Genomic DNA, 23842 nt, shown 5'->3' on the forward strand with positions numbered 1-23842 from the left:
CTAGCCCGCCTCGGCGCGCGGCGATCAACCGCTGGTCGACGTCGGGGTGAAGCTTTGGTGCCACCTGCTCGCCCCTGGTGCAGGTGTGATCGGCGCGATAGTTTCCCGCCGAACCGCTTGTGACGAGGAGGTCCGATGCGCGCCGCCGTGCACACCGCCGCCCGCGAACCGATGCGGATCGAGGAGCTGGCCGATCCGGTCCCGAAGGCCGGGGAGGTCGCCATCGACGTCCTGAGCTGCGGGGCCTGCCACAGCGATCTGCACGTGCTCAAGGGCGAGCTGCCGTTCCCCACCCCGAGCGTGCTGGGTCACGAGGTCGCCGGGGTGATCGCCGAGGTCGGCCCCGGGGTGCGCGACGTGGCGGTCGGCGACCGGGTGGTCACCAGCTTCATCATGCCGTGCGGCCAGTGCGGCCAGTGCTCGCGCGGGATGGAGGAGATCTGCGAGCGGTTCTTCGCGTTCAACCGCGGTCAGGGCAAGCTCTACGACGACGACACCCGGCTGCAGCGCACCGGCGGCGAGCCGGTGTGGATGTACTCCCAGGGCGGGCTGGCCGAGCGCTGCGTGACCCCGGTGTCCGCGGTGTACCGGGTGCCGGACAACGTGGAGCTGGCCGACGTGGCCTCCATGGGCTGCTCCACGATGACCGCCTACGGCGCCCTGCGGCACGCCGCCGACGTCAAGGTGGGCGACACCGTCGCGGTGGTGGCCGCGGGCGGGGTGGGCTCGGCGCTGATCCAGCTGGCGAAGGTCTTCGGCGCTTCGATGATCATCGCGGTGGACATCAGCGACGCCAAGCTCGCCGGCGCGCGCGAGCTGGGCGCCACGCACGTGGTCAACTCCGCCGAGGTCGACGCGCCCGCGGTGATCAAGGAGCTCACCGGCGGCCGGGGCGTGGACGTGGCCTTCGAGGCGCTCGGCGCGGTGCCGACCTTCGAGGTCGCCAGGGACTCGGTGGTCGAGGGCGGCCAGGTGGTGGTCGTGGGCATCGCCGCGCGCGGCACCACCGGGGAGTTCGACCTGGCCACGATCGCCCGGCGCAAGCTGCAGATCAAGGGCTCCTACGGCGCCAAGCCGCGCCGGGACATGCCGGTGCTGCTCGACCTGGCGGCGCGCGGCCTGATCCGCCCGCAGGACGCGATCAGCAAGCACTACCCGTTCGACCAGGTCCAGGAGGCCTACGACGCCCTGGCCCGCGGCGAGATCCAAGGCCGCGCCATCATCGACATCGGGTGAGGCCGCCGGGCGGTTCCGGGCGGAACCGCCCGGGTGAACCTCGGTCGCAGTCGATGCGCGGAGCCGCCGATCAGCTGGGGTCGGTGCCCTCCGGGTGTCCCGGAGGGTGCCCCAGCTGGTCGTAGAGCAGGCCTTCACGCATCCGGCGGGCGAGGTCGTTGCGCAGGTGGAGGATGTAGCCCCAGATCAGCGCGAAGATCAGGCCCATCACCCCGACGGCGGGGTGCACGAAGAAGCACAGGACCGCCGCGACCTGCAGGGCCAGCGCGAAGCCGAGGCCCCACGACCTGCGCTGCACGAAGGCCGCGACCAGCATCAGCACCGCCAGCACCGCGACGATCGCGAAGCCCGCGCTGGACACTCCCCCGCCGAGCTGCCAGATCACCGGCAGTCCCAGCAGGAAGGTCAGGAACTCCAGCGACAGCGTGGCCGCCATGATGCCGCGCAGCCCCTTCCAGGGGTCGCGCACTCCCTCCGGCGCTTCCGGCAGGCCCTTCTCGGAGTCCTCGGCCACGACCGCTCCCGTCTCGCTCACGCCGGTTCCCGGCCGAACAGTGCTCGCGCCTCTCCCGCTGTGACCACCGATCCGGTGATCACCACACCGCCGCCGGAGACGGCCTCGCTCGGATCGTCGGTCTCCTCGGCCAGCTGGATGGCGTGCTCGACCGCGTTGTCCAACCGCGGCTCGACCACGATCCGGTCCTGCCCGAAGATCTCCAGCGCGATCCCGGCCAGCTCGTCGGGGTCCAGCGAGCGCGGCGAGGAGTTGCGGGTGAGCACCAGCTCCTCGACGACCGGCTCCAACTCCGCCAGGATGCCCCGCGCGTCCTTGTCGCCGAGCACCCCCACCACCGCGACGAGCTTGCGGAAGGAGAACTCCGAGCTCAGCGCGTCGGCCAGCGCGCGGCTGCCGTGGGGGTTGTGGGCCGCGTCGACCAGCACCGACGGCGCGGCGCGGACCCGCTCCAAGCGCCCCGGCACCAGCACGCCGGCGAAGGCGTCGCGGACCCGCTCGACGTCGAGCTGGTGATCGGCGCCCGCGCCGAAGAACGACTCGACCGCGGCCAGCCCGATCGCGGCGTTGCGCGCCTGGTGCTCGCCGTGCAGCGGGAGGAAGATCTCGTCGTAGACGCCGCCGAGGCCCTGCAGCTTGAGCATCTGACCGCCGACGGCCACGGTGCGCTCCAGGACGCCGAACTCCTGCCCCTCGCGGGCCACGGTCGCCCCGACCTCGGCGACCTTGTTCATGATCTCCTGCTGCGCCTCGGCCTGCTGCGCGGCCATGATCACGATCGAGTCGGGCTTGATGATCCCGGCCTTCTCGCGGGCGATGCCGGCCAGGTCGGTTCCCAGGTACTCGGCGTGGTCCATGGCGACCGGGCAGATCACCGCGACCTGGGCGTCGGCGACGTTGGTGGCGTCCCAGCTGCCGCCGAGACCGACCTCGACGACCGCGGCGTCCACCGGCGCGTCCGCGAACGCGGCGAAGGCCATGCCGGTGAGCACCTCGAACTTGCTCATCTGCACGTCGCTCTGGTTGTCCACGATGGACACGTACGGCGCGACGTCCCGGTAGGCCTCGACGTAGCCCTCCGGGCTGATCGGCTTGCCGTCGATGCCGATGCGCTCGGTGGCCAGCTGCAGGTGCGGGCTGGTGTAGCGGCCAGTGCGCAGCTCCAGGCCGGTCAGCAGGGCGTCGACGATGCGGGTGGTCGAGGACTTGCCGTTGGTGCCGGCGATGTGCAGGACCGGGTAGCCGCGCTGCGGCTCGGCCAGCAGGTCGGTCAGCGCGCGGATCCGGTCCAGCGACGGCTCGATCTTGGTTTCCGGCCAGCGTTCGTTGAGCGCGGCCTCCACGACGCGCAGGTCCTGCAACGCCCCCGGGTCCATGCCGGTCAAGTCCCACTCCCCAACGAACGACGAAAATGCCGAGGTCGAAGTCTACGGTCCGGGGCGCGGCACCGGCCCGAGGCCTGCCCGAAAGCCCGCCGACGCGCCGAGCCGCGCGGTCCTACCCAGAACTGTGCACGATCCGCGCCCGTTCTGTCCCGCCGCTTCCGGCGGAACCGCGCCCGGGACGCGACGAGGCCCCTCCTCGATCGGAGGGGCCTCGTGCGCTGCTCCGGTCAGGACTCCGGAAGGGTCTCCAGGCGGGACTTGATGCGGGCGATGTCCGCCTCGGCCGTCTCGCGCCGGGCCTTGATCTTGTCCACGACCTCGGCCGGGGCCTTGGCCAGGAAGGACTCGTTGCCGAGCTTCTTGTCGGCTCCGGAGAGCTCCTTCTCGGCCGCGGCCAGGTCCTTGGCCAGGCGCTTGCGCTCGGCCTCGACGTCGATCGCGCCGGAGAGGTCCAGCTCCACGGCGACCGCGCCGCCGGCCAGCCCGACCTCGATGGAGGCCGAGGAGGTGAAGCCGTCGGCGGGCTCGGTGACCTTGGCCAGCGAGCGCACCGCGGGCACGTGCTCGTCCAGACCGAGCTCGGCCACGCCGGTGAGGCGGGCCGCGACCTTCTGCCCCGGCTTGAGGCCCTGGTCGGAGCGGAACCGGCGGATCTCGGTGATCAGCTTCTGGGTCGCCGCGATCCGGTCCGCCGCACCGCCGTCGACCTCCGCGCCGGAAGCCGCGGGCCAGTCCGCGATGACCACGGACTCCCGCCCGGTCAGCGCGGTCCACAGGGTCTCGGTCAGGAACGGGATCGTCGGGTGCAGCAACCGCAGCAGCGTGTCGAGCACCTGGCCCAGCACCTGCCGGGTCAGCTCCGCGCGCTCCTCGGAACCGTCGAACTGGACCTTGGACAGCTCCAGGTACCAGTCGCAGAACTCGTCCCAGGTGAAGTGGTAGAGCGCCTCGGTGGCCTTGGCGAACTGGAAGTCCTCCAGCATCTCGTCGACGAAGACAACCAGGCCGTCCGCCCGGTCCAGGATCCACCGGTCGGCGTCGGTGAGCAGCTCGCGCCGCAGCGGCGCGTCCGGCACCCGCGCGCCGTTCATCAGCGCGAACTTGGTGGCGTTGAACAGCTTGGTGCCGAAGCTGCGCGACGCCGAGACCCACTCCTCGCTGATCGGCGAGTCGGTGCCCGGGTTGGCCCCGCGCGCGAGGGTGAACCGCAGCGCGTCGGCGCCGTAGGTGTCCATCCACTCGATGGGGTCGACGGTGTTGCCCGCCGACTTCGACATCTTCTTGCCGTGCGGATCGCGGACCATGCCGTGCAGCGCGATGGTGTGGAACGGGATGGCCTCGGCCGGGTCCTCGTCCCGCATCGCGTACAGGCCCATCATCATCATCCGCACGACCCAGAAGAACAGGATGTCGTAGCCGGTGACCAGCACGGACGTCGGGTAGAACTTCTTCAGGTCGGCGGTCTCGTCGGGCCAGCCCATGGTCGAGAACGGCCACAGCCCGGAGGAGAACCAGGTGTCCAGGACGTCCTCGTCCTGGTGCCAGCCCTCGCCGGACGGCGGCTCCTCGTCCGGGCCGACGCACACGACCTCCCCGTTCGGCCCGTACCAGATCGGGATCCGGTGGCCCCACCACAGCTGCCGCGAGATGGCCCAGTCGTGCAGGTTGTCGACCCAGTCGAAGTACCGCTTGGACATCTCCGGCGGGTGGACCGCCACCCGGCCGTCGCGGACCGCGTCACCGGCGGCCTGCGCCAGCGGGCCGACCTTGACGAACCACTGCAGCGACAACCGCGGCTCGATCGGCTCCTTGGACCGCGAGCTGTGCCCGACGCTGTGCACGTACGGGCGCTTCTCGGCGACGATCCGGTCCTGCTCGCGCAGCGCCTCGCGCACCGCGACCCTGGCCTCGAAGCGGTCCATGCCGTCGAAGCGGGTGCCGGTGTTGGCGATGCGCCCCTGCTCGTCCATGACAGTCGGCATCGGCAGGTCGTGCCGCTTGCCGATCTCGAAGTCGTTCGGGTCGTGCGCCGGGGTCACCTTGACCGCACCGGAGCCGAACTCCGGGTCGACGTGCTCGTCGGCCACGATCGGGATCTTGCGGCCGGTCAGCGGCAGCTCGATCTCGGTGCCGACCAGGTGCCGGTAGCGGTCGTCGGCGGGGTGCACCGCGATGGCGGTGTCGCCCAGCATGGTCTCCACCCGGGTCGTGGCCACCACGATCGAGGCGTCGCCGTCGCCGTAGCGCATGGAGACGAGCTCGCCCTCGACCTCCTTGTGCTCCACCTCGATGTCCGAGATGGCGGTGCGCATCTCCGGCGACCAGTTGACCAGCTGCTCGGCGCGGTAGATCAGGCCCTCGTCGTAGAGCCGCTTGAAGATCGTCTGGACCGCGCGGGAGAGCCCCTCGTCCATGGTGAAGCGCTGGCGCGTCCAGTCCACGCTGTCGCCGAGGCGACGCATCTGGGACAGGATCGCCCCGCCGTGCTTCTCCTTCCACTGCCAGACGCGCTCCAGGAACTTCTCGCGGCCCAGCTCGCGGTGGTCGATGCCCTCCTCGCGGAGCTGCTTCTCGACCAGCGCCTGCACGGCGATGCTCGCGTGGTCCATGCCCGGCAGCCACAGCGCCTCGTAGCCCTGCATCCGGCGGCGCCGGGTGAGGATGTCCATCAGGGTGTGCTCGAAGGCGTGACCGATGTGCAGGCTGCCGGTGACGTTCGGCGGCGGGATGACGATCGAGAACGGCGGCTTGTCGCTGTTCGCGTCGGCGGTGAAGTACTCGGCGGCTACCCAGCGCTGGTACAGCTCGGCCTCTACGTCGGCCGGGTTCCAGGTCGACGGAAGTTCACGGTTCGCTGCAGCTGCTTGGGTCTGTGTCACACGCGGGATTCTACGAGTGCCCGTCTCGCCCCCTTGCCGGGCATGCCCGACACCGGACGGCCGGTTCGCGACGGGCGCGCGGAGTCGCCGGGGCGGCCGCGACCGCCCCGGCGACGGGTGCCGCTCAGCCCGTGAAGAGCTGGGTCACCTTCTGGATCAGCGACACCAGGCCGTACAGGAACGGGAGGGTCACCCACAGCCAGGCGACGACGAGCAGGGTCCGGCGGTTGGCGGCGTTCATCGGGCACCTCCCTGGACCGGTTCGTGGAACTTCGGGTTGACCGGGCGGATGAGCTCGTTGGCGACGAAGCCGACCAGCAGCAGGCCGATCATGATGTAGAGCGAGGCCGAGTACAGCGCCGGACCGGTGGCCCCGGCCGCCTCCTGCGCGTCGGCGACCGCGTTGACGATCAGCGGCCCGAAGATGCCGGCCGCCGACCAGGCGGTCAGCAGCCTGCCGTGGATCGCGCCGACCTGCATGGTCCCGAACAGGTCCTTCAGGTAGGCCGGAACGGTCGCGAAACCACCGCCGTAGAAGGACAGGATCAACATCGCGCACAGCACGAACACCGGGACCCCGGACGCGCCGAACAGCAGGATCCCGAGGTAGAGCAGCGCACCGCCGCCCAGGTAGAGCCGGTAGATGTTCTTGCGCCCCACCAGGTCCGAAGTCGACGACCAGACGAACCGGCCGGCCATGTTGGTCAGCGACAGCAGCGCCACGAAACCGGCCGCCGCGCCCGCGGCCACCGGCGTCGAACTGCCCGCGAAGAACCCGGTGATCATCGGCGAGGCCTTCTCCAGGATGCCGATGCCCGCGGTGACGTTGAGGCACAGCACCAGCCACAGCAGCCAGAACTGCGGCGTGCGCAGCGCGTTGTTCGCCGAGACGTCGGCGGTGGTGACCATCGCCTTCGACACGACCTGCGGAGGTGCGCCGCTCGGCTTCCAACCGGGGGCGGGCACCCGCACCAGCAGCGCGCCCAGCGACATGAACACCGCGTAGACCACGCCGTGCACCAGGAAGGTCTGCGCGATGCCCGTGCGGTCCTCGCCGAAGGCCTGCAGCATCGACGACGACCACGGCGAGGCGATCAGCGCGCCACCGCCGAAGCCCATGATCGCGATGCCGGTGGCCATGCCGGGGCGGTCCGGGAACCACTTCATCAGGGTCGACACCGGCGAGATGTAGCCGATGCCCAACCCGATGCCGCCCACGACGCCGTAGCCCAGCACCACCAGCCAGTACTGGCCGGTGCCCGCGCCGAGCGCGGAGATCAGGAACCCGGCGGAGAAGCACACCGCCGAGACCGTCATCGCCCAGCGCGGCCCGCGCCGCTCGACCGTGGTGCCCAGCACCGCGGCCGACAGCCCGAGCATCACGATGCCCAGCTGGAAGGGCAGGGCGCTGAGCGTCCCGCTCAGCCCGAGCGAGGACTCCAGCGGCGGCTTGAACACGCTCCAGGCGTAGACCTGCCCGATCGACAGGTGGACGGCGAGCGCGGCGGGCGGAACCAGCCAGCGGCTCCAGTCCGGTGGAGCGGTGATCCGGTCGGGGGACAGCAGGCCCTGCACCACGGCGCCTCCCGGCTTCGCGACGGTGATCAGCGCGCCGAGCATACTGTCCGGGACGGGGTTGAACGAGGTAGTAGTTCAAACCGAAACAATTGCCTCGAGGAGGGCCCGATGGGACGCGTGACAGTACGCCGACCGGTCCTGAAGATCACGGCGGACGGCAGCCGCAGCAGGCCGGACACCCTGGCCGCCGAGGAACCGCTGGAGATCCGGGTCAACGGCAAACCCCTGTCGGTGACCATGCGCACCCCGGGGCACGACGTGGAGCTGGCGCACGGCTTCCTGCTCACCGAGGGCGTGATCGGCGATCGCGAGGAGCTGGCCAGCGCGCGCTACTGCGACAGCCCCGGGCCGGACGGGCGCAACACCTACAACGTCCTGGACATCGCCCTGGCCCCCGGCGTCGCACCACCGGACGCCTCGGTGGAGCGCAACTTCTACACCACCTCCTCCTGCGGGGTCTGCGGCAAGGCCGCGCTGGACTCGGTCAAGCTGCGCACCCGGCACTCCCCCGCGACCGATCCGCTGTCGGTGACCGCCGAGACGGTCATCGGGTTTCCGGAGCAGCTGCGCGCCGCGCAACGCGTGTTCGACTCCACCGGCGGGCTGCACGCCGCCGGGCTGTTCGACGCCGACGGAGGGCTGCTGGTGGTGCGCGAGGACGTGGGCAGGCACAACGCGGTGGACAAGGCGCTGGGCTGGGCGCTGCTGGAGCGGCGAGTTCCGCTGACCGGCTGCGTGCTGATGGTCTCCGGCCGCGCTTCGTTCGAGCTGGTGCAGAAGGCCGCGATGGCCGGGGTGCCGATGCTCACCGCGGTCTCCGCGCCCTCCTCGCTGGCGGTGGACCTGGCCGAGGAGCAGGGCATGACCCTGATCGGGTTCCTGCGCGGCAGCTCGATGAACGTCTACACCGGGGCCGAGCGGATTTCGACGCCCGAGATCACGTGACGATCACGTCCCGCCTTGACATGATTGAGGCAGGTGTTCGAACGCGATCCGGAGGAGAAGCTTGCCGCATCGGGAACCGATGGGCCGCGCCATGTCGCGGCGGTTCGTGCTCACCTCCGGAGTCGCCGGTCTCGGCGCGCTCGGGCTCGGCCTGAGCACCGACACGGGCATCCCGGTCAACCAGGCCATGCCCCTGGGCGGCAACGTCTCGGTGGAGCAGATCCGCTCGCGCTCCCGCGGCCGCAGGGTCGACATGGTGGTGATGCACCCGAGGGGCATCGATCCCGAGGGGCTGCCGGTGTGCCTGATGCTGCACGGGCGCCACGGCGACGCGCTGGACCTGGTCGCCGGGATGCCCACGTGGCTGTCGGAGTCGTTCGAGCGCGGGATCGTCCCGCCGTTCACCGTGCTGGCCGTCGACGGCGGGCGCACCTCGTACTGGCACGACGACCCGATGACGATGCTGCTGGAGGAGGTGCCGGGCTGGCTGGCCGAGCGCGGCCTCGGCGGCCCCGGCGGGCGCATCGCGGCGGTCTCGGGCATCTCGATGGGCGGGTTCGGCGCGCTGCTCTACGCGCGGCGCCGCCGCGAGCTCGGCGACCCGGTCAGCGCCGCCGGGGTGATCTCACCGGCGCTGTTCACCAGCTGGAAGGCGATGCGCACCCGCAACGCCTTCCGCAACGAGGCCGAGTGGGCCTCGCTCGACCCGCTGCGGCACGTCGACGCCCTGGGGGACCTGCCGCTGGGCGTGTGGTGCGGCAACGCCGACCGGTTCATCAAGGGCACCCGGCGGTTCATCCAGCGGGCCCGCCCGGACGTCGCCTCGACCACCCCGGGCAGGCACAACCGCGCCTACTTCCGCAAGGCGATGCCCGAGCTCGTGGACTTCATCGGCCCCCACCTCGCCTGAGCTCGCGACCAGCCCTTCTCTCATCGGAAGTCCCGCCGACCGAGTGCGTCGCTCTTGTCATCAAAGGTCCCGCAGCCCGGGCGTCGCTTTTTCATCAAAGGTCCCGCGGGCCCGGGCTCGCGGGACGAGCGGGTCAGGCGAGGCGCAGGCGGGGTTGGGCGTGGTTGGCCGTGTAGGGGTCGGTGTCGTAGCGGTCGTTGAGCGGGACCGTGCCGTAGAGCGTCCAGCGCAGCACCGACGGCCAGGGTCCGTAACCCGCCGGGGTGTTGAGGTGCTCGCCGTCGAGGATCACGTCCATCTCGACCTGCAGCGCCTCGGCCAACGCGTGCGCGCGGTGCATCGGCAGGTACTCGTCGCCGGTGCCCACCACCAGCCGGGTGCTGCCCGCGGCGCGGCGCAGCGCGGCCGCGTCCGCCGGGTAGGGCGTCAGGCCCCGCGCCCGCTCGTGGCGCCACTCCTGGTCCGGCGGGGCCACCACGAGCACCCGGTCCGCCCTGCGCATCCCCTCGTCCGCGGTCGCGGCGTGGTGCAGCCACAGCGCCGAACCGCACGCGTGGGTGGCCACCACCAGCTCGGCCTCCGGCGGGACCGAGGCCAGCCGCCCGCGCAGCGCGGCCAGCCAGCGGTCCAGGTCCGGGCGGTCGGGGTCCGGGAGCGCGGGGAGCTCCACCGGCACGTCCTGCTCGCGCAGCCGACCGGCCAGCCACTGCTGCCAGTGCCACGGGCCGGCACCGGTCATCCCGTGAACCAGCAGGACGTGCATATCGCTCATGAGACGTTCTCCCGGAGTCGCTGTGCGGCTGCCATCCAATATCAACTATTTTCACTCGGCCCGCAGGACGCGGCACCGAGTGTCACCGCTTTCCGGGCGCGAATTCCGGTGAACTGCACGAACCCGGGAGCAGGTGCCGACACGACTACACCCCGCGCCCAATCGGGCACGGGGTGCAATCAGGACTTCGGGCGGCTCAGGCCGACTTCTCGCGGCGCTCCCGCCGACCCGCCTGCCGGGCCACGATCGTCGGGTTGACGTTCTCCCGCACGGTCTGCTCGGTGATCACGACCTTGGCCACGTCCGAGCGGCTGGGGATGTCGTACATGACCGGCAGCAGGACCTCCTCCAGGATCGCGCGCAGCCCGCGCGCCCCGGTGCCCCGCAGGATCGCCTGGTCGGCGATGGCCTCCAGCGCGGTCTTGGTGAACTCCAGCTCGACGTTGTCCAGCTCGAACAGCCGCTTGTACTGCTTGACCAGGGCGTTCTTCGGCTCGGTCAGGATCCGCACCAGCGCGGGCTTGTCCAGGTTGGTGACGCTGGCCTGGGTGGGAAGCCGGCCGATGAACTCCGGGATCAGCCCGTACTTGATCAGGTCCTCGGGCATCACGTCGGCGAAGTGGTCGGCGGCGTCGATCTCGCTCTTCGAGCGCAGGTCCGCGCCGAAGCCGACGCTGTGCTTGCCGACCCGCTCCTCGACGATCTGGTCCAGCCCGGCGAACGCGCCGGCCACGATGAACAGCACGTTCGTCGTGTCGATCTGGATGAACTCCTGGTGCGGGTGCTTGCGGCCGCCCTGCGGGGGCACGCTCGCGGTGGTGCCCTCCAGGATCTTCAGCAGGGCCTGCTGGACGCCCTCGCCGGAGACGTCGCGGGTGATCGACGGGTTCTCGCTCTTGCGGGCGATCTTGTCGACCTCGTCGATGTAGATGATGCCGGTCTCGGCGCGCTTGACGTCGTAGTCGGCGGCCTGGATCAGCTTGAGCAGGATGTTCTCCACATCCTCGCCCACGTAACCGGCCTCGGTCAGCGCCGTGGCGTCGGCGATCGCGAAGGGCACGTTGAGCATCTTGGCCAGGGTCTGCGCCAGGTAGGTCTTGCCGCAGCCGGTCGGGCCGAGCATCAGGATGTTCGACTTGGCCAGCTCGACGGACTCCTCACCACGCGCTTCCCGCTTCTCACCGGCCTGGATGCGCTTGTAGTGGTTGTAGACCGCGACCGACAGATTGCGCTTGGCCGGATCCTGCCCGATGACGTACTGGTCGAGGAACTCGTGGATCTCGTTCGGCTTGGGCAGCTCGTCGAGCTTGACCTCGCCGGCCTCCGCCAGCTCTTCCTCGATGATCTCGTTGCAGAGATCGATGCACTCATCGCAGATGTACACGCCGGGGCCGGCGATGAGTTTCTTCACCTGCTTCTGGCTCTTCCCGCAGAAGGAGCACTTCAGCAGGTCGCCGCCGTCACCGATACGTGCCATGACCGCTGACCCCGTCCCCTCCGGCGCACCCTCCGATAGCGCGCCTGACCGATATGTGCCTTCGACGGTACCTGCCGTTCCCCGCGTTCGGGGAGACTCGCAGCGTCCGCCACCGCCGCGCGTGCTGTGACCAGCGCCGCCCTCGGCGTGTCGCGGCGAGAACCCGGGCGTGGCGCGCACACCCGTCCCCAGCCTACGACCGGGAACGTCCCCGCCCACTCCCTGGGAACGGGCGGGGACGCATCGCATCAGGTCTGCTGCGACAGCTTCCGGTACGGCACGACCTCGTCGAGGATGCCGTACTCCACGGCCTGCTCGGCGGTGAGGATCTTGTCGCGGTCGACGTCCTCGCGCACCTGCTCGGCCGAGCGGTTGGTGTGCTTGCCCAGCGTCGACTCCATCAGCTCGCGCATCCGCTGCACCTCGGCGGCCTGGATCTCCAGGTCGGAGACCTGACCGTAGATGCCCTCGACGGACGGCTGGTGGATCAGCACGCGGGAGTTCGGCAGCGCCTGGCGCTTGCCCTTGGTACCACCGGCCAGCAGCACCGCGGCCGCGGAGGCGGCCTGGCCCAGGCAGATGGTGCGGACGTCCGGGCGGACGTACTGCATGGTGTCGTAGATGGCCATCATCGCGGTGAACGAGCCACCGGGGGAGTTGATGTACATCTGGATCTCGCGGTCCGGGTCGTCGGACTCCAGGAACAGCAGCTGCGCCATCACGTCGTTGGCGGACGCGTCGTCGACCTGGACGCCGAGGAAGACGATGCGCTCCTCGAACAGCTTGTTGTACGGGTTGGACTCCTTGACCCCGTACGCGGTGCGCTCGACGAACGACGGCAGCACGTACCGGGACTGCAAAGACTGGTAAGGGTTCACGACGGGTGACTCCTCGTTACTAGGTCCGGTCGGGTCGACGTCAGGCGCTCGGCAGGTTCGCGGCGCTGGCCACGTAGTCCACGAAGCCGTAGTCCTTGGCCTCCTGGGCGTTGAACCAGCGGTCGCGGTCCGAGTCCGTGATGATCTTCTCGACGGTCTGACCGGTCTGCTCCGCGATCAGCGCGGCCATCTCGCGCTTGTGCTTGGAGAACATCTCCGCCTGGATCGCGATGTCGGAAGCCGTACCGCCCAGCCCGGCCGAGGGCTGGTGCATCATGATCCGCGCGTGCGGCAGCGCGAAGCGCTTGCCCTTGGCGCCGGCGGACAGCAGGAACTGCCCCATCGAAGCCGCCATGCCCATGGCCACGGTCGTCACGTCCGGCTTGACCAGCTGCATCGTGTCGTAGATCGCCATGCCGGCCGTCACCGAACCGCCGGGCGAGTTGATGTAGAGCGAAATGTCGCGGTCCGGGTCCTCAGCCGCCAGCAGCAGCAGCTGCGAGCAGATCTGGTTGGAGATCGAGTCCTCGACCTGGGAGCCGAGGACGATGATCCGCTCCCGCAGCAGCCGCTCGTAAACCGAGTCGTTGAGCGAGAGTCCGTTGTTGCCGCTCCGCATGGACGGCGACTGCGCGTCGGACGCCGGAACAGTCAGGTGCTGCGTCACGTCTCCCTGCCTTCTCCCACAATTGGGCCCTTTGTCCACCCTGGTCACTCCGGTCGCCTCGGGTCCGCCGGCTCCGCTTCCACAGTGGACCCGGACGAACCAGCCGGGTGTCGTCCATGACCGCAGGTGATGGTGTTGCTTTCCCTACTCGGGTGATCCGCTACAACCGACCCTAACGAACGTGGGCGGCACCAGCTTCCCAGTACCGCCCACGTTCGCTCAGAGCTTGCGTTTCCAGTTGTCCCGCGTAACCCGGGTCACTCCGCCTTGGCGGACTCCGACGCCTCCGAGGACTCCTCGGACGAGGACTCCTCCGGGCCGAACAGCTCGTCCATGTCCAGCGAGTTGCCGGAGGCGTCGCTGACGGTGGCCTGGCGGACCACCGAGAACAGCGACTTGCTGCGGCGGACGTCGGCGTACATCGCGCCGATCTGGCCGGCCTCCTGAGCCTGCTGGACGAACTGGTCCGGGCTCATGCCGTACTGCTGGGCCTGGTAGATGATCCGCTGGGTCAGCTCCTCGTCCGAGACCTGCACGCCCTCGGCGTCGGCGATGGTGTCCAGCACCAGCTGGGTGCGGACCGCCTTCTCGGCTTCCTCGCGGGTCTCGGCGTCGAACTGCTCGCGGTTCTTGCCCTGCGTCTCAAGCCACTCTTCGAAGCGCTTCTCGTCGTGGTCGAACGGGTGCACCGCGTCGTGCTGGCGCGCCTCGATCTCCTGCTCGACGACCTTCTCCGGCAGCGGGACCTCGACGGTCTCCAGCAGGGCCTCCAGGACCTTGTCCCGGGCCTGCATGCCCTGCTCCATCTTCTTGACCCGGCTGACGCGGTCGCGCAGGTCGGCCATGAGCTCTTCGGCCGTGTCGAACTCGCTCGCCATCTGGGCGAACTCGTCGTCGGCCTCCGGCAGCTGGCGCTCCTTGACCGACTGCAGGGTGACCTTGACCTCGGCGTCCTTGCCGGAGTGCTCACCGGCCAGCAGCTGGGTCGTGAAGGTGTTGGTGTCGCCCTCGCTCGCGCCGATCAGCGCGTCGTCGATGCCGTCGATGAGCTGGCCGGAACCGATCTCGTAGGACAGGCCCGAGGTCTGCGCTTCCTCGACCTCCTGGCCGTCCACCGACGCGGACAGGTCGATGCTGACGAAGTCGCCGTTCTGCGCCGGACGGTCCACCCCGCTCAGCGTGCCGAAGCGGGCGCGCAGGTTGTCGAGCTCCTGGTTCACCGACTCCTCGTCGACCTCGAGGTCGTCGACGGTGACCGACAGCTCGCCGAAGGCCGGGACGGTGATCTCCGGACGGACGTCCACCTCGGCGGTGAACGCGACCTCGTCGCCGTCCTCGATCTTGGTCACCTCGATGTCCGGGCGGCCGAGGGTGCGCACCTCGTTGGTGTTCACGGCCTCCATGTACTTGGCCGGGACCGCGTCGTTGACGACCTGGTCGAGCACGGGCGCGCGACCAATGCGGCTCTCCAGCACGCGGGCCGGGACCTTGCCCGGGCGGAAGCCGGGGATGCGGACCTGCTGGGCCAGTTCCTTGTACGCGCGGTCGAAGTTCGGCTTGAGCTCGTCGAACGGCACCTCGACGTTGATCCGGACGCGCGTCGGGCTCAGGTGCTCGACGGTGCTCTTCACGTGGTCTCCTAGTGCGAACGTGCATGGTTCCCCGGGCTAGCTGCGGGCGCGGTGGAACACCACGACCAATGCCGGGCTGACCACCGAGTCTATTGCTTTCCAACCGGGCACACGGCCCGGGGTTCGGACAAGGCCGTCAGCGGGCCGCGCGTCCGGCGTGCTTGAGTGGGGGCGTGCGCTCCACCACCGCCGAGACCACCTGCGCAGGGCTGGCACGAGCCCTGGGCGAACCGCTGCCCGGGACGGCCGCGGTCGCCACCGCCTGGCTGTGCCTCGAGCAGCGCGGACCGTGGGGCCACAACGCGCTGCTGCAGAGCCACCTGGACCCCGACCTCGGGCGCGAGCTCGACCGGCGCGCGAGCGCGCACGGCGTGCGGGTGCAGCTCGTGCGCCGCCCCGGCCCGCACGCCGACACCGGCGGCCCCCGGCAGGTGCTGCTCGGCCACAGCGCGCCGGGCGGATGGCTGCGCGAGCGCACCGTCGACGACCCCGCCGAGCTGCTCGGCCTCGACTTCGCGCGGATCGCGGCCGGTCGGCACGACGGCTGGGGCGAACCCGCCGACCCGGTGCTGCTGGTGTGCACCAACGGGCGCCGCGACCGGTGCTGCGCGGTGCTCGGGCGCGAGCTCGTCGAACGGGTCGGCGAGCACCGCCGGGAGGCGATCTGGGAGACCACGCACACCGGAGGTCACCGCTTCGCCCCCGCCGCGGTGCTGCTGCCCACCGGTTACACCTACGGGCGGCTGACCAGCCACCAGGTCGACTCCGCGCTGGCCGCCGCGGCCGCGGGCAAGGTCTCCCTCGACGGGCTGCGCGGGCGGTCCGCGTGGAGCCGAGCGGGCCAGGCCGCCGAGATCGCCGTGCGCCGCGAGCTCGGCGAGGACCACGCCGACGCCCTGGAGGTCGGCGCCGCGAGCGAGACCGACGAGCACACCGAGGTCGAGGTGCACCACCGCGACGGTCGGTGCTGGCGCGTCGCCGTGCGCGCCGAGGAGCTCGACCCGCCGCGCGCGAACAGCTGCGGCAAGGACGCCGTGCGCCCCTTCGCGCTGCGGGCCCGCGTCATCCGGCGCTAGATCCCGTCGGGGTCACCGCCGTGTGGATCGAGCCGTCCGCCCCCGAGAGGGCCGGCGCCACCGGCGGCCCCGGGACCAGCAGCGACACCGCGATCAGACCCGCGACGGCCGCGCACAGCAGCGCGCACACCACCAGGACCGACCGCGGATTGCCGGGACCCACCGCCATCGCTTCACGCATGACCGGGAAATCGACCCTCAGCAGCTCACCGTTACCGCGCACCCCGCGGCCGCGCGACGCAGGTCACGCGGCAGGGCGGCCGGTGCGGAAGAGCGAAACCGGCCGCTCGCCGCAGCGAGCAGCCGGTCACCACGTCGGGGTGGCGGGATTTGAACCCACGACCCCTCGCACCCAAAGCGAGTGCGCTACCAAACTGCGCCACACCCCGTCCGACGTGCGACACACCCGGAAGCACCGGGTGCGTTGCGAGGAGCCTATCGCGACCCGTTAGAGTGGGGCACGCAAGGTCGCCGACGCCCGCGGCAAAGCCCGGCGGGAAGAGGCGAAACCGGCAACGCGGGCGTAGCTCAATGGTAGAGCCCCAGTCTTCCAAACTGGCTACGCGGGTTCGATTCCCGTCGCCCGCTCAACCGCGGGGCGAAGCGCGCGGGCCCAGTCCGGTCCGCGGCTTCGCCCCTTCGCCTTGCCCGCGGCGGGCCGAGCCCCCGCGGTGCGGCGATCGGCCCGGCCCGCACCGGAGGCGCGACGAACCCTCGCCGCCGATCGCTGCTCAGCTCGTCCGCGCATCGCGCTCCGCCGCGCGTCCTCCCGCGAAGCTCCGCGCCGACCCTTCGCGCTGCGATGCAGTTGGTTTTGTCGTGGAATAATTTTCCGCTGGGGGTTGTCGGGGAGTTGCGGGAGACTGGAGCCCTTCCCGGGACACCCCGGACGTCGGGGGTTCCACCCCGCCCGGCTCCCGCACTCCAGCGGTCCCGCTTTCGATCTTCGGGGGTTTCGTGCTGCGGCTCGAGTACAAGTGGTTGGTCGGCATCACGTTCGTGCTGGCCTTGATCATGCAGATCCTGGACGTGACGATCTTGAACGTGGCCCTGGCCACGCTGGGTCGGGAGTTCGGGGTCAGCGCTGGCGAGCTGCAGTGGGTCCTGACCTCCTACATGATCAGCCTGGCGGTGTTCATCCCCGCTTCCGGCTGGATCGCCGACCGGTTCGGGAGCAGGAAGACCTTCCAGCTGGCCGTGGTGACCTTCACCGTCGCCTCGGTGCTGTGCGGGCTCGCGACCGAGATGTGGATGCTGGTCGGAGCCCGGTTCCTGCAGGGCGTCGGCGGCGGCATGCTGGTGCCCGTGGGGCAGGCGATGATGTTCCGGGCCTTCCCCGCGCACGAGCGGGCCAAGGCCGGCGCCGTGCTGTCGATCCCGATCACCATCGCCCCGATGCTCGGACCGCTGCTGGGCGGTTTCCTCGTCCAGTACGCCAGCTGGCGGTGGATCTTCTTCATCAACGTGCCGGTCGGGGCGGTGGCCCTGCTGTTCACCGTCCTCTTCCTCAAGGAGGAGGCCACCCGCGATCCCGGCCGCTTCGACGTGCCCGGGTTCGTCTTCGCCGGGGCCGGGCTGGCCTCGCTGCTCTACGGGCTCGACCTGGGATCGCAGGAGGGCTGGACCGGGCTCCCGGTGTGGATCGCGCTCGGCGCCGCCGCGCTGCTGATCGCCGCGCTGGTCTGGCGGGAGCTGCGGGTGCGCAAGCCCATGCTGGAGCTGCGGCTGCTGGCCAACCGCATGTTCGGCATCGGCAACGTGCTGCTGATCTGCATGACCGGGGCGATGTTCGGCGTGCTGTTCCTCATCCCGCTCTACCTGCAGAACCTGCGCGGCTTCTCCCCGCTGTCGGCGGGCCTGGTGCTCATGCCGCAGGCCGTGGTCATGCTGCTCACCACCCAGGTGGTCAGCCGGGTCTACGGGCGCATCGGCCCCAAGCGGCTGGTGCTGGCCGGCTTCGCGGTGCAGATCGTCAACGGGCTGCTGCTGCAGCTGCAGGGCCTGCACACCTCGGTGTGGCTGCTGGTCGCCGTGCTCAGCGCCCAGGGCGTGGCGATGGGCCTGCTGATGACCCCGGTGCAGACCGCGACCTTCGCGCAGATCTCGGGTGCCTCGATGGGCATGGCCAGCTCCATGTTCAACGTCAGCAGGCAGGTCGCCACCGCGCTGGGCACCGCGGTCGTGGCCACCGTGCTCACCGTGCTCACCACCCGCGGGGCGGCGGGCGCGGACCCGTCCGCACCTGCGCAGATGGCCCAGGTGCAGATGGACGCCTTCCACGGCGCGTTCCTGGTCTCGGTGGTCTTCGCGGCGCTGGGTATGGTGCTCACACTGCGGGTGCGCGACGACGATGCCGCGGCCACTCTCGACCGCCCGAACGCCACCGCACGCAAGGGTGAACCCGAGCCGTCGAATCCGTGAGATAGGTCAAGCGCGCCCCACTTCCGGACTAGTCCGGGCACTATGTGAGGGGTGACCGACATGCCACATGCCGATCAGGTTCGAAACCACACCCGCTGGCGTCCCGGTTGGCACGCCGGCCGCACCGGCTACGCCTGGGTGCTGCCGCTGGCGGAGCAGCCCGGTTTGCGCAAGCTGGTCAACGACTACCAGTACGCGCTGCGGGATCTGCCCGGCTTCGACCTGGTCCCGCTGGAATGGATGCACATTCTGGTGCAGGAGGTCGGCTTCACCGACGAGATCGACGAGTCGCGCGTCCAGTCCCTGCTGGAGGCCACGCGCAGCCGTCTGACCGAGGTGCTGCCGCTGACCCTGGCCTTCCACCACGCCGTGGTGCTGCCGGAGTCGCTGGCCCTGCCGGCCGAGCCCCAGTCCTCGGTGATGGAGCTGCGGTCGGCGGTGCGCGCGGCGACCGCGGAGGTCCTCGGCGAGGACGGGGTGCCGCCGGAGCCCGAGGACATCGACAAGCACGTCAGCCTCGCGCACTCCACCACCGACGGTCCGGCGATCTTCGCCATCGCCACCCTCTCGGCCACCCAGGTCGAGCCGGCCACCGCGAAGATCCCGGCGCTGTCGCTGGTCAAGCTCAACCGCGATCACTCCAGCACCGAGTGGGAGACCATCGCCGAGGTCCCGCTCGGCGGGTAATCCGCTCGCCGCCGTCGGTGGGAAGCGCTAGGAAGGTCGCATGGCCGACCTCGACGCCCGCGAGCTCACCGATGCCGAGCTGGACGAGTTCCCCGCCGTCTTCGGCGCGGCGTTCCTCCAGGACACCGACGACGAGATCGAGCGCTGGCGGCCCCTGGTCGACCACATCCGCCCCATCGGGGTCTGCGACGGCTCGGAGCTGATCGGCGTCGCCGGGCACTACGACGAGGCGATCGCCCTGCCCGGCGGCGTCGTCCGCCCGGTCGCCGCGGTGACCACCGTGGGCGTCAAACCCGGCCACCGGCGACGCGGGGCGGCCACCGCCCTGATGCGCCGCCAGCTCGACGGGCTGCGCGCGGCCGGGGTTCCGCTGGCCGCGCTCCACGCCTCCGAGGGCGCGATCTACGGGCGCTACGGCTACGGCCCGGCCAGCACGTCGAACCACCTGGAGATCCCGCGCGGCGCGCGGTTCCGGCCGGGTGCGGAGATCGACGAGCAGCCGGTGCGCGAGCTCCCGCTGGAACGCGCGCGGGCCGAGTTCCAGCGGCAGCACGCGCGGATCTTCCCGCACCGCGCCGGTTGGTTGGCCCGCGACGGCGACGCCTGGGAAGCCCGCGAGCGGATGCGCCGGAGCGCCGGGAACCGGCCCGACCGATTCGCGCTGCACCCGCAGGGCCACGTCGTCTACCGCGGGAAACCGGACTGGACCGGCCGCGGCCCGAACTACGAGCTGGAGATCGTCGCGCTGGCCGCCGAGACCCCGCAGGCCTACGCCGCGCTGTGGCGCTACCTGCTGGACTTCGACCTCGCCGCCGAGGTGGTCTGGCCGAAGGCCGCCGCCGACGAGCCGATCGTGCACCTGCTGGCCGATCCCCGCGCCGCCCGTCAGCAGCACTTCGACGGGCTGTGGCTGCGGTTGATCGACGTCGCGGCCGCGCTGCCCGCTCGCGGGTACGCCGCCGAGGCCGACGTGGTGCTGGAGGTCTCCGACGACTTCTGCCCGTGGAACGCGGGCCGCTGGCGGTTGCGCACCGCGCCGGAGGTCGCGGTCTCGCGCACCGAATCCCCAGCGCAGCTGACCCTCGACGTGGCCGATCTGGCCGCGGCCTACCTCGGTGGCACCACGCTGACCTCGCTGGCCGCCGCGGGCCGGGTCCGCGAGCACGAGGCGGGCGCGCTGGCCGCGGCTTCGCGGGCGTTCGCGACCGACCGGCCGCCGAACTGCCCGGACGCCTTCTAGCCCCCCGGTGCGGCGAGTACCGTCGGAAGCAACGGCTCTGCCCACGGGAGGCAGCGATGACCGCACTGGTAGTCCTGCTGATCGCGCTGGTGCTCGTCATCGGCGCGATCTGGTGGTCCCGGCACAAGGTGCTGGAGCGGCGGCGCGCGCAGTTCGAGGACGACCAGGCCGAGGCCCGGCGCTGGACCGAGCGCCTCGGCGGCCAGGTGCTCAACCTCGTGGGCACCACCGAGCCCGCCAAGCAGGCGCTGGCCGATGCCGCCGAGCGGCACGCGGCGGCGGTGAGCCAGCTCCAACAGGCCACCAGCTCCCACCAGGCCCGCCTGACCACCGAGTCCGCCCTCGAAGGCCTCTACTACGTGCGCGCGGCGCGGCTGGCCATGGACCTCGACCCGGGGCCCGAGCTGCCCGCGCTCAACGGCCAGCGCTACGCGGGATCGGTCAGCGAGTTCCGCGAGGTCGAGGTCGACGGCGAGCAGCGGGTCGCGTCGCCGGAGCCGACCGAGCGCACCCCGCACTACTACCCCGGCGGCACGGTCGCCGGGCGCCCCGTTCCGCAGGGCTGGTACAGCGACCCGTGGTGGAAGCCGGCGATGGCGGCGGGGATGTGGACCGCGGGTTCCTACGTCCTGATGGGCGCGATGTTCGCGGGCATGACCACCGTCCCCGCCGAGGCCGCCAACGCCGATGCCATGTCCGCCGGCGATCCGGGTGCGGACGGCGGCGCGGAGGGTCTCGACGGGTTCAACGACGGCGGCGGGATGGACGGCTTCGACATCGGTGGCTTCGGCTTCTGATCCATCGCGGTGGCGGGACGGGGCTCGGCCCTCCCCGCCCGCCTCGGGGCAGCGAGCCGAGCAGGTTCCCGGCGAGGGCTTCGCCGTTCTGCGCGAGTCCCTTCACGGGCGCGGTTCCGCCGCACACCACGAGGTTGCACTCGCGGTTCGGCGCGAGGTCGCGCAGCAGCACGGCGGGTTCGGCGAAGGTGCGCGGGTCGACGGCGAAGTCCCCCGGTGGGGCCGCGCAGGGACCGGGATCGGGGACGTGCTGGTCCCGCACGCCGCGCATCAGGATGCGGAAGAACTCGCAGTACAGGTCCGGGGCTGCCGCTGAACGCCCCCGGGTTGGTGGCCGTGTCGCCGAAGGCCCCGGTCCAGGACGCCGTCATGTTCAAGCTCGGGATGACGGGGTTGTTCTGGTGCAGCGCCCCGACCATCGCGTAGAGGTCGCGCGGCGCGCTCGGGATCATCTCGTGCTGCGCGGTCTGCGCGCCGGGCAGGTTCGCGCTGGTGCGCGGCTGCCCGCGGTTGGTCCAGAACAGCAGCCCGTAGCAGCGATCAGCCGGCCTGGCAGGTGGGGCACCAGTAGAGCTTGCGCCCGACCAGATCCCCGGTGCGGATCTCGGTGCCGCACACCAGGCAGGGCATCCCGGCGCGGCGGTAGACGTAGACCTCCCCGCCGTGCCGGTCCTGGCGCGGAGCCCGGCCGGTGACCTCGGGCAGGTGCTCGTCGCGGACCGTGTCGATGCGCCCGACCCGCACCCCGTCGGCCATCAGCTCGACCAGGTCGGACCAGATCAGCTCCCAGCGCTCCCGGCCCAGCGAGCGCCCCGGGGTCATCGGCTCGATGCCGTGCCGGAACAGCACCTCGGCCCGGTAGACGTTGCCGACGCCGGCGAGGATCTTCTGGTCCATCAGCAGCGCGGCGACCGAGCTCCGCGACCGCGAGATCCGCTGCCACGCGCGCTCCGGGTCGGCATCGGCGCGCAGCGGGTCCGGGCCGAGCTTGCCGCGCACCGCGTCGGCCTCCTCGGCGGTGAGCAGCTCGCAGCTGGTCGGGCCGCGCAGGTCGGTCCAGTGCGTGGGGCCCACGACGCGCATCCGGACCTGCCCGCGGGGTTCCAGGACCGGCAGCTCGGCCTCGGTGAACGTGCCGTACAGCCCGAGGTGGACGTGCACGACGCGGTCGTCGCCGTAGAAGTGGAACAGGTGCTTGCCGTGCGCCTCGGCCTTCTCGAACACCGCCCCGCTGAGCGCCGAAGCGCTCCCGGCGAAGCGCCCCTGCGGACTGCTGACCTCGACCTCGTGCCCGGCGAACAGCTCGCCGTGCACCCCGGCCAACCGATGCAGCGTGTGCCCCTCCGGCAACGACCCTCCCCGCACCGAGCGGTTCCAGGCCGAACCGCCAACGCCAAAACCAACCCGACCAGTCTAGGAACGTCCTCGCGCGGTCCGGCCCCGGGCGCGGTCGCGCCTCAGATCAGCACCCACACCACCGCGGACTCCAGCAGGTAGGCCCCGGCGCAGCACAGCGCGACCACCAGCCCCCGCCGAAATGCCCGCTCCGCGCCGAACACCAGCCCCGTGAGCAGCGAGGCCAGGACCGCGACCACCGCGCCCGCGATCAGCCACAGGCCCGCACCGAGCGCGCAGTCCGGCTGCGGGCAGGTCGACCCCGGGCCCCCGATGAGCACCGGCGACAACGCCCGGTTCAGCGCGAACAGCGCGGCCACGACCACCGCGGTCACCACGACGGCCACCAACGACGTGCGGAAACGTCCTGCGATCACGTCCCCAGTGTGGCAAACCCGCTCCTCCCCCGGCAGCGATCGAGCCGGTTCGGGCGCGGATTCCGGCCGGGCCGCCACCCGCCCTAGGCTGAGCAGCATGAGCTGGGTCGAGATCGCGGAGGGGGTGCTGGTTCGGCGGCACGAGGAGTTGGACCTCTCCACGGGTCTGGTGCTCGGCGCGGAGTCGGCGCTGGTCATCGACACCCGCGGTGATCACCGGCAGGGCGCGGAGCTGGCCGGGGCGATCCGGTCGGTGACCGGGCTGCCCTGGCAGGTGGTGCTCACCCACGGGCACTTCGACCACTGCTTCGGGACCTCGGCGTTCCTGCCCGCACCGGTGTGGGCGCACGAGCGCTGCCCCGCGCACCTGTCGGCGACCGCGCACGCCCAGCGCGAGCGCTGGGTCGAGCACTACCGGACCGCGGATCCCGAAACCGCCCGCGCGCTCGCCGAATCCGCGCCCGGAGAGCCGGACCGCCTGGTGCGCGCCGCCGTCGAGCTCGACCTCGGCGGTCGAGCGGCGCGGTTGCTGCACCCCGGCCCCGGGCACACCGATCACGACCTGGTCGTCGAGATCCCCGACGCCGCAACCGCGTTCGTCGGCGATCTGGTCGAGCAGGGCGGCCCGCCGGACTTCGAGGACGCCCACCCGCTGCGCTGGCCCGCCGCGGTGGACGCCGTGCTCGCGCTGAAAGCCCGCACGATCGTGCCCGGCCACGGCGACCCGGTGGGCCCCGAGTTCGCCCGCGGTCAGCGCGACGAGCTCGCCCGGCTGGCCGAGCTCTGCGCCGCTCACCGCGCCGGGCGGTTGACGGCGCCTGAGGCCGTTCGCGATTCGCCCTTCCCCGCCGAAACCACGCGCGCCGCACTGCTCCGTTCGGACTAGCCGAGCGCTCCGTTGAGCCGCATTCCCCCGCGGAGCGGCACCGTTCGACCGCGCCGCACGTCAAACTCGGGCGAACGGGGATTCCACGGGA

22 protein-coding genes and 2 tRNA genes are annotated in these 23842 nt (G+C 71.2%); 10 read left to right on the forward strand and 14 right to left on the reverse strand.

Annotation, left to right across the window (positions count from 1 at the left end):
- The first annotated feature begins 135 nt into the window (after positions 1-135).
- A complete protein-coding gene (locus tag ACFQRI_RS12470; protein ID WP_380667890.1) occupies positions 136-1236 on the forward strand; it encodes a zinc-binding dehydrogenase in 1101 nt (366 codons plus the stop codon).
- A gap of 70 nt (positions 1237-1306) precedes the next feature.
- Here ACFQRI_RS12470 and ACFQRI_RS12475 read toward each other — a convergent pair whose 3' ends face one another.
- From ACFQRI_RS12475 to ACFQRI_RS12490, 5 genes are all read right to left on the reverse strand, one after another.
- Positions 1307-1771 (reverse strand): DUF4233 domain-containing protein, encoded by a 465-nt coding sequence (locus ACFQRI_RS12475; RefSeq protein ID WP_380667892.1) that lies wholly within the window; start codon positions 1769-1771, stop codon positions 1307-1309.
- Positions 1768-3135, reverse strand: coding sequence for a bifunctional tetrahydrofolate synthase/dihydrofolate synthase (gene folC / locus ACFQRI_RS12480; RefSeq protein WP_380667894.1), 1368 nt, complete (start codon positions 3133-3135; stop codon positions 1768-1770). Before folC ends, ACFQRI_RS12475 begins: the two co-directional genes overlap by 4 nt.
- A gap of 227 nt (positions 3136-3362) precedes the next feature.
- The gene (locus ACFQRI_RS12485) at positions 3363-6014 is read right to left on the reverse strand and encodes a valine--tRNA ligase (protein WP_380667896.1); all 2652 of its coding nucleotides are present in this window, start codon (positions 6012-6014) and stop codon (positions 3363-3365) included.
- 124 nt (positions 6015-6138) lie between these two features.
- Positions 6139-6255 carry an MFS transporter small subunit gene (locus ACFQRI_RS27115; RefSeq protein WP_417750619.1) on the reverse strand — a complete coding sequence of 39 codons (117 nt, stop codon included), beginning with the start codon at positions 6253-6255 and terminating at the stop codon, positions 6139-6141.
- Positions 6252-7634 (reverse strand): L-lactate MFS transporter, encoded by a 1383-nt coding sequence (locus tag ACFQRI_RS12490; RefSeq protein ID WP_380667898.1) that lies wholly within the window; start codon positions 7632-7634, stop codon positions 6252-6254. Before ACFQRI_RS12490 ends, ACFQRI_RS27115 begins: the two co-directional genes overlap by 4 nt.
- 66 nt (positions 7635-7700) lie before the next feature.
- Here ACFQRI_RS12490 and fdhD point away from each other — a divergent pair, with 66 nt between their 5' ends.
- Positions 7701-8537: a formate dehydrogenase accessory sulfurtransferase FdhD gene (gene fdhD / locus ACFQRI_RS12495; protein WP_380667900.1), complete on the forward strand. Its 837-nt coding sequence runs from the start codon at positions 7701-7703 to the stop codon at positions 8535-8537.
- Between the two features lie 61 nt (positions 8538-8598).
- Positions 8599-9447: an alpha/beta hydrolase gene (locus ACFQRI_RS12500; RefSeq protein ID WP_380667902.1), complete on the forward strand. Its 849-nt coding sequence runs from the start codon at positions 8599-8601 to the stop codon at positions 9445-9447.
- A gap of 133 nt (positions 9448-9580) precedes the next feature.
- On the opposite strand, the gene ACFQRI_RS12505 is transcribed toward ACFQRI_RS12500, so the two are convergent.
- From ACFQRI_RS12505 to tig, 5 genes are all read right to left on the reverse strand, one after another.
- Entirely contained in the window at positions 9581-10219 is a 639-nt protein-coding gene (locus ACFQRI_RS12505; RefSeq protein ID WP_380667904.1) for an RBBP9/YdeN family alpha/beta hydrolase, read from the reverse strand.
- Positions 10220-10415: 196 nt separating this feature from the next.
- Entirely contained in the window at positions 10416-11696 is a 1281-nt protein-coding gene (gene clpX, locus ACFQRI_RS12510) for an ATP-dependent Clp protease ATP-binding subunit ClpX (RefSeq protein WP_380667906.1), read from the reverse strand.
- 248 nt (positions 11697-11944) lie between these two features.
- Positions 11945-12574 (reverse strand): ATP-dependent Clp protease proteolytic subunit, encoded by a 630-nt coding sequence (locus ACFQRI_RS12515; protein WP_380667908.1) that lies wholly within the window; start codon positions 12572-12574, stop codon positions 11945-11947.
- A 40-nt stretch (positions 12575-12614) separates the two neighbouring features.
- Positions 12615-13241 carry an ATP-dependent Clp protease proteolytic subunit gene (locus ACFQRI_RS12520; protein WP_380667910.1) on the reverse strand — a complete coding sequence of 209 codons (627 nt, stop codon included), beginning with the start codon at positions 13239-13241 and terminating at the stop codon, positions 12615-12617.
- A 257-nt stretch (positions 13242-13498) separates the two neighbouring features.
- Positions 13499-14872: a trigger factor gene (gene tig, locus ACFQRI_RS12525; protein WP_380667913.1), complete on the reverse strand. Its 1374-nt coding sequence runs from the start codon at positions 14870-14872 to the stop codon at positions 13499-13501.
- A gap of 173 nt (positions 14873-15045) precedes the next feature.
- Between tig and ACFQRI_RS12530 the strand changes: the two genes are divergently transcribed.
- Positions 15046-15948: a sucrase ferredoxin gene (locus ACFQRI_RS12530; protein ID WP_380667915.1), complete on the forward strand. Its 903-nt coding sequence runs from the start codon at positions 15046-15048 to the stop codon at positions 15946-15948.
- On the opposite strand, the gene ACFQRI_RS12535 is transcribed toward ACFQRI_RS12530, so the two are convergent.
- Positions 15935-16129: a hypothetical protein gene (locus tag ACFQRI_RS12535; RefSeq protein WP_380667917.1), complete on the reverse strand. Its 195-nt coding sequence runs from the start codon at positions 16127-16129 to the stop codon at positions 15935-15937. The two genes, ACFQRI_RS12530 and ACFQRI_RS12535, sit on opposite strands and share 14 nt — an antisense overlap.
- 134 nt (positions 16130-16263) lie before the next feature.
- A tRNA-Pro gene (locus ACFQRI_RS12540) sits at positions 16264-16337 on the reverse strand.
- Between the two features lie 128 nt (positions 16338-16465).
- Between ACFQRI_RS12540 and ACFQRI_RS12545 the strand changes: the two genes are divergently transcribed.
- The 5 genes from ACFQRI_RS12545 to ACFQRI_RS12565 all read left to right on the forward strand — a co-directional run bounded on the left by ACFQRI_RS12545 (position 16466) and on the right by ACFQRI_RS12565 (position 21093).
- Positions 16466-16536 (forward strand) — tRNA-Gly (locus tag ACFQRI_RS12545).
- A 369-nt stretch (positions 16537-16905) separates the two neighbouring features.
- Positions 16906-18369 carry an MDR family MFS transporter gene (locus tag ACFQRI_RS12550; protein ID WP_380667919.1) on the forward strand — a complete coding sequence of 488 codons (1464 nt, stop codon included), beginning with the start codon at positions 16906-16908 and terminating at the stop codon, positions 18367-18369.
- A gap of 60 nt (positions 18370-18429) precedes the next feature.
- Entirely contained in the window at positions 18430-19056 is a 627-nt protein-coding gene (locus ACFQRI_RS12555) for a 2'-5' RNA ligase family protein (RefSeq protein WP_380667921.1), read from the forward strand.
- Positions 19057-19096: 40 nt separating this feature from the next.
- Positions 19097-20296, forward strand: a complete 1200-nt coding sequence (locus ACFQRI_RS12560; RefSeq protein ID WP_380667924.1) for a GNAT family N-acetyltransferase — start codon at positions 19097-19099, stop codon at positions 20294-20296.
- A 56-nt stretch (positions 20297-20352) separates the two neighbouring features.
- Positions 20353-21093 carry a hypothetical protein gene (locus ACFQRI_RS12565; RefSeq protein ID WP_380667926.1) on the forward strand — a complete coding sequence of 247 codons (741 nt, stop codon included), beginning with the start codon at positions 20353-20355 and terminating at the stop codon, positions 21091-21093.
- Between the two features lie 540 nt (positions 21094-21633).
- On the opposite strand, the gene ACFQRI_RS12570 is transcribed toward ACFQRI_RS12565, so the two are convergent.
- Positions 21634-22443, reverse strand: a complete 810-nt coding sequence (locus ACFQRI_RS12570) for an Fpg/Nei family DNA glycosylase (RefSeq protein ID WP_380667928.1) — start codon at positions 22441-22443, stop codon at positions 21634-21636.
- 107 nt (positions 22444-22550) lie between these two features.
- Complete coding sequence (locus ACFQRI_RS12575) at positions 22551-22865, reverse strand: hypothetical protein (protein ID WP_380667930.1); 315 nt, start codon at positions 22863-22865, stop codon at positions 22551-22553.
- A gap of 97 nt (positions 22866-22962) precedes the next feature.
- Here ACFQRI_RS12575 and ACFQRI_RS12580 point away from each other — a divergent pair, with 97 nt between their 5' ends.
- Entirely contained in the window at positions 22963-23751 is a 789-nt protein-coding gene (locus ACFQRI_RS12580; RefSeq protein ID WP_380667931.1) for an MBL fold metallo-hydrolase, read from the forward strand.
- Positions 23752-23842 lie beyond the last annotated feature (91 nt).

Source organism: Saccharopolyspora griseoalba, assembly GCF_042665275.1.
Taxonomy (GTDB): Bacteria; Actinomycetota; Actinomycetes; order Mycobacteriales; family Pseudonocardiaceae; genus Saccharopolyspora; species Saccharopolyspora griseoalba.

Bases quoted from the DNA above. Each gene is read 5' to 3' on its own strand.
- ACFQRI_RS12470 (WP_380667890.1), top strand. From the start codon at position 136: ATGCGCGCCGCCGTGCACACCGCCGCCCGCGAACCGATGCGGATCGAG.
- ACFQRI_RS27115 (WP_417750619.1), bottom strand. From the start codon at position 6,255: ATGAACGCCGCCAACCGCCGGACCCTGCTCGTCGTCGCCTGGCTGTGG.
- ACFQRI_RS12490 (WP_380667898.1), bottom strand. From the start codon at position 7,634: ATGCTCGGCGCGCTGATCACCGTCGCGAAGCCGGGAGGCGCCGTGGTG.
- fdhD (WP_380667900.1), top strand. From the start codon at position 7,701: ATGGGACGCGTGACAGTACGCCGACCGGTCCTGAAGATCACGGCGGAC.
- ACFQRI_RS12505 (WP_380667904.1), bottom strand. From the start codon at position 10,219: ATGAGCGATATGCACGTCCTGCTGGTTCACGGGATGACCGGTGCCGGC.
- clpX (WP_380667906.1), bottom strand. From the start codon at position 11,696: ATGGCACGTATCGGTGACGGCGGCGACCTGCTGAAGTGCTCCTTCTGC.
- ACFQRI_RS12535 (WP_380667917.1), bottom strand. From the start codon at position 16,129: ATGCGTGAAGCGATGGCGGTGGGTCCCGGCAATCCGCGGTCGGTCCTG.
- ACFQRI_RS12555 (WP_380667921.1), top strand. From the start codon at position 18,430: ATGCCACATGCCGATCAGGTTCGAAACCACACCCGCTGGCGTCCCGGT.
- ACFQRI_RS12560 (WP_380667924.1), top strand. From the start codon at position 19,097: ATGGCCGACCTCGACGCCCGCGAGCTCACCGATGCCGAGCTGGACGAG.
- ACFQRI_RS12565 (WP_380667926.1), top strand. From the start codon at position 20,353: ATGACCGCACTGGTAGTCCTGCTGATCGCGCTGGTGCTCGTCATCGGC.
- ACFQRI_RS12580 (WP_380667931.1), top strand. From the start codon at position 22,963: ATGAGCTGGGTCGAGATCGCGGAGGGGGTGCTGGTTCGGCGGCACGAG.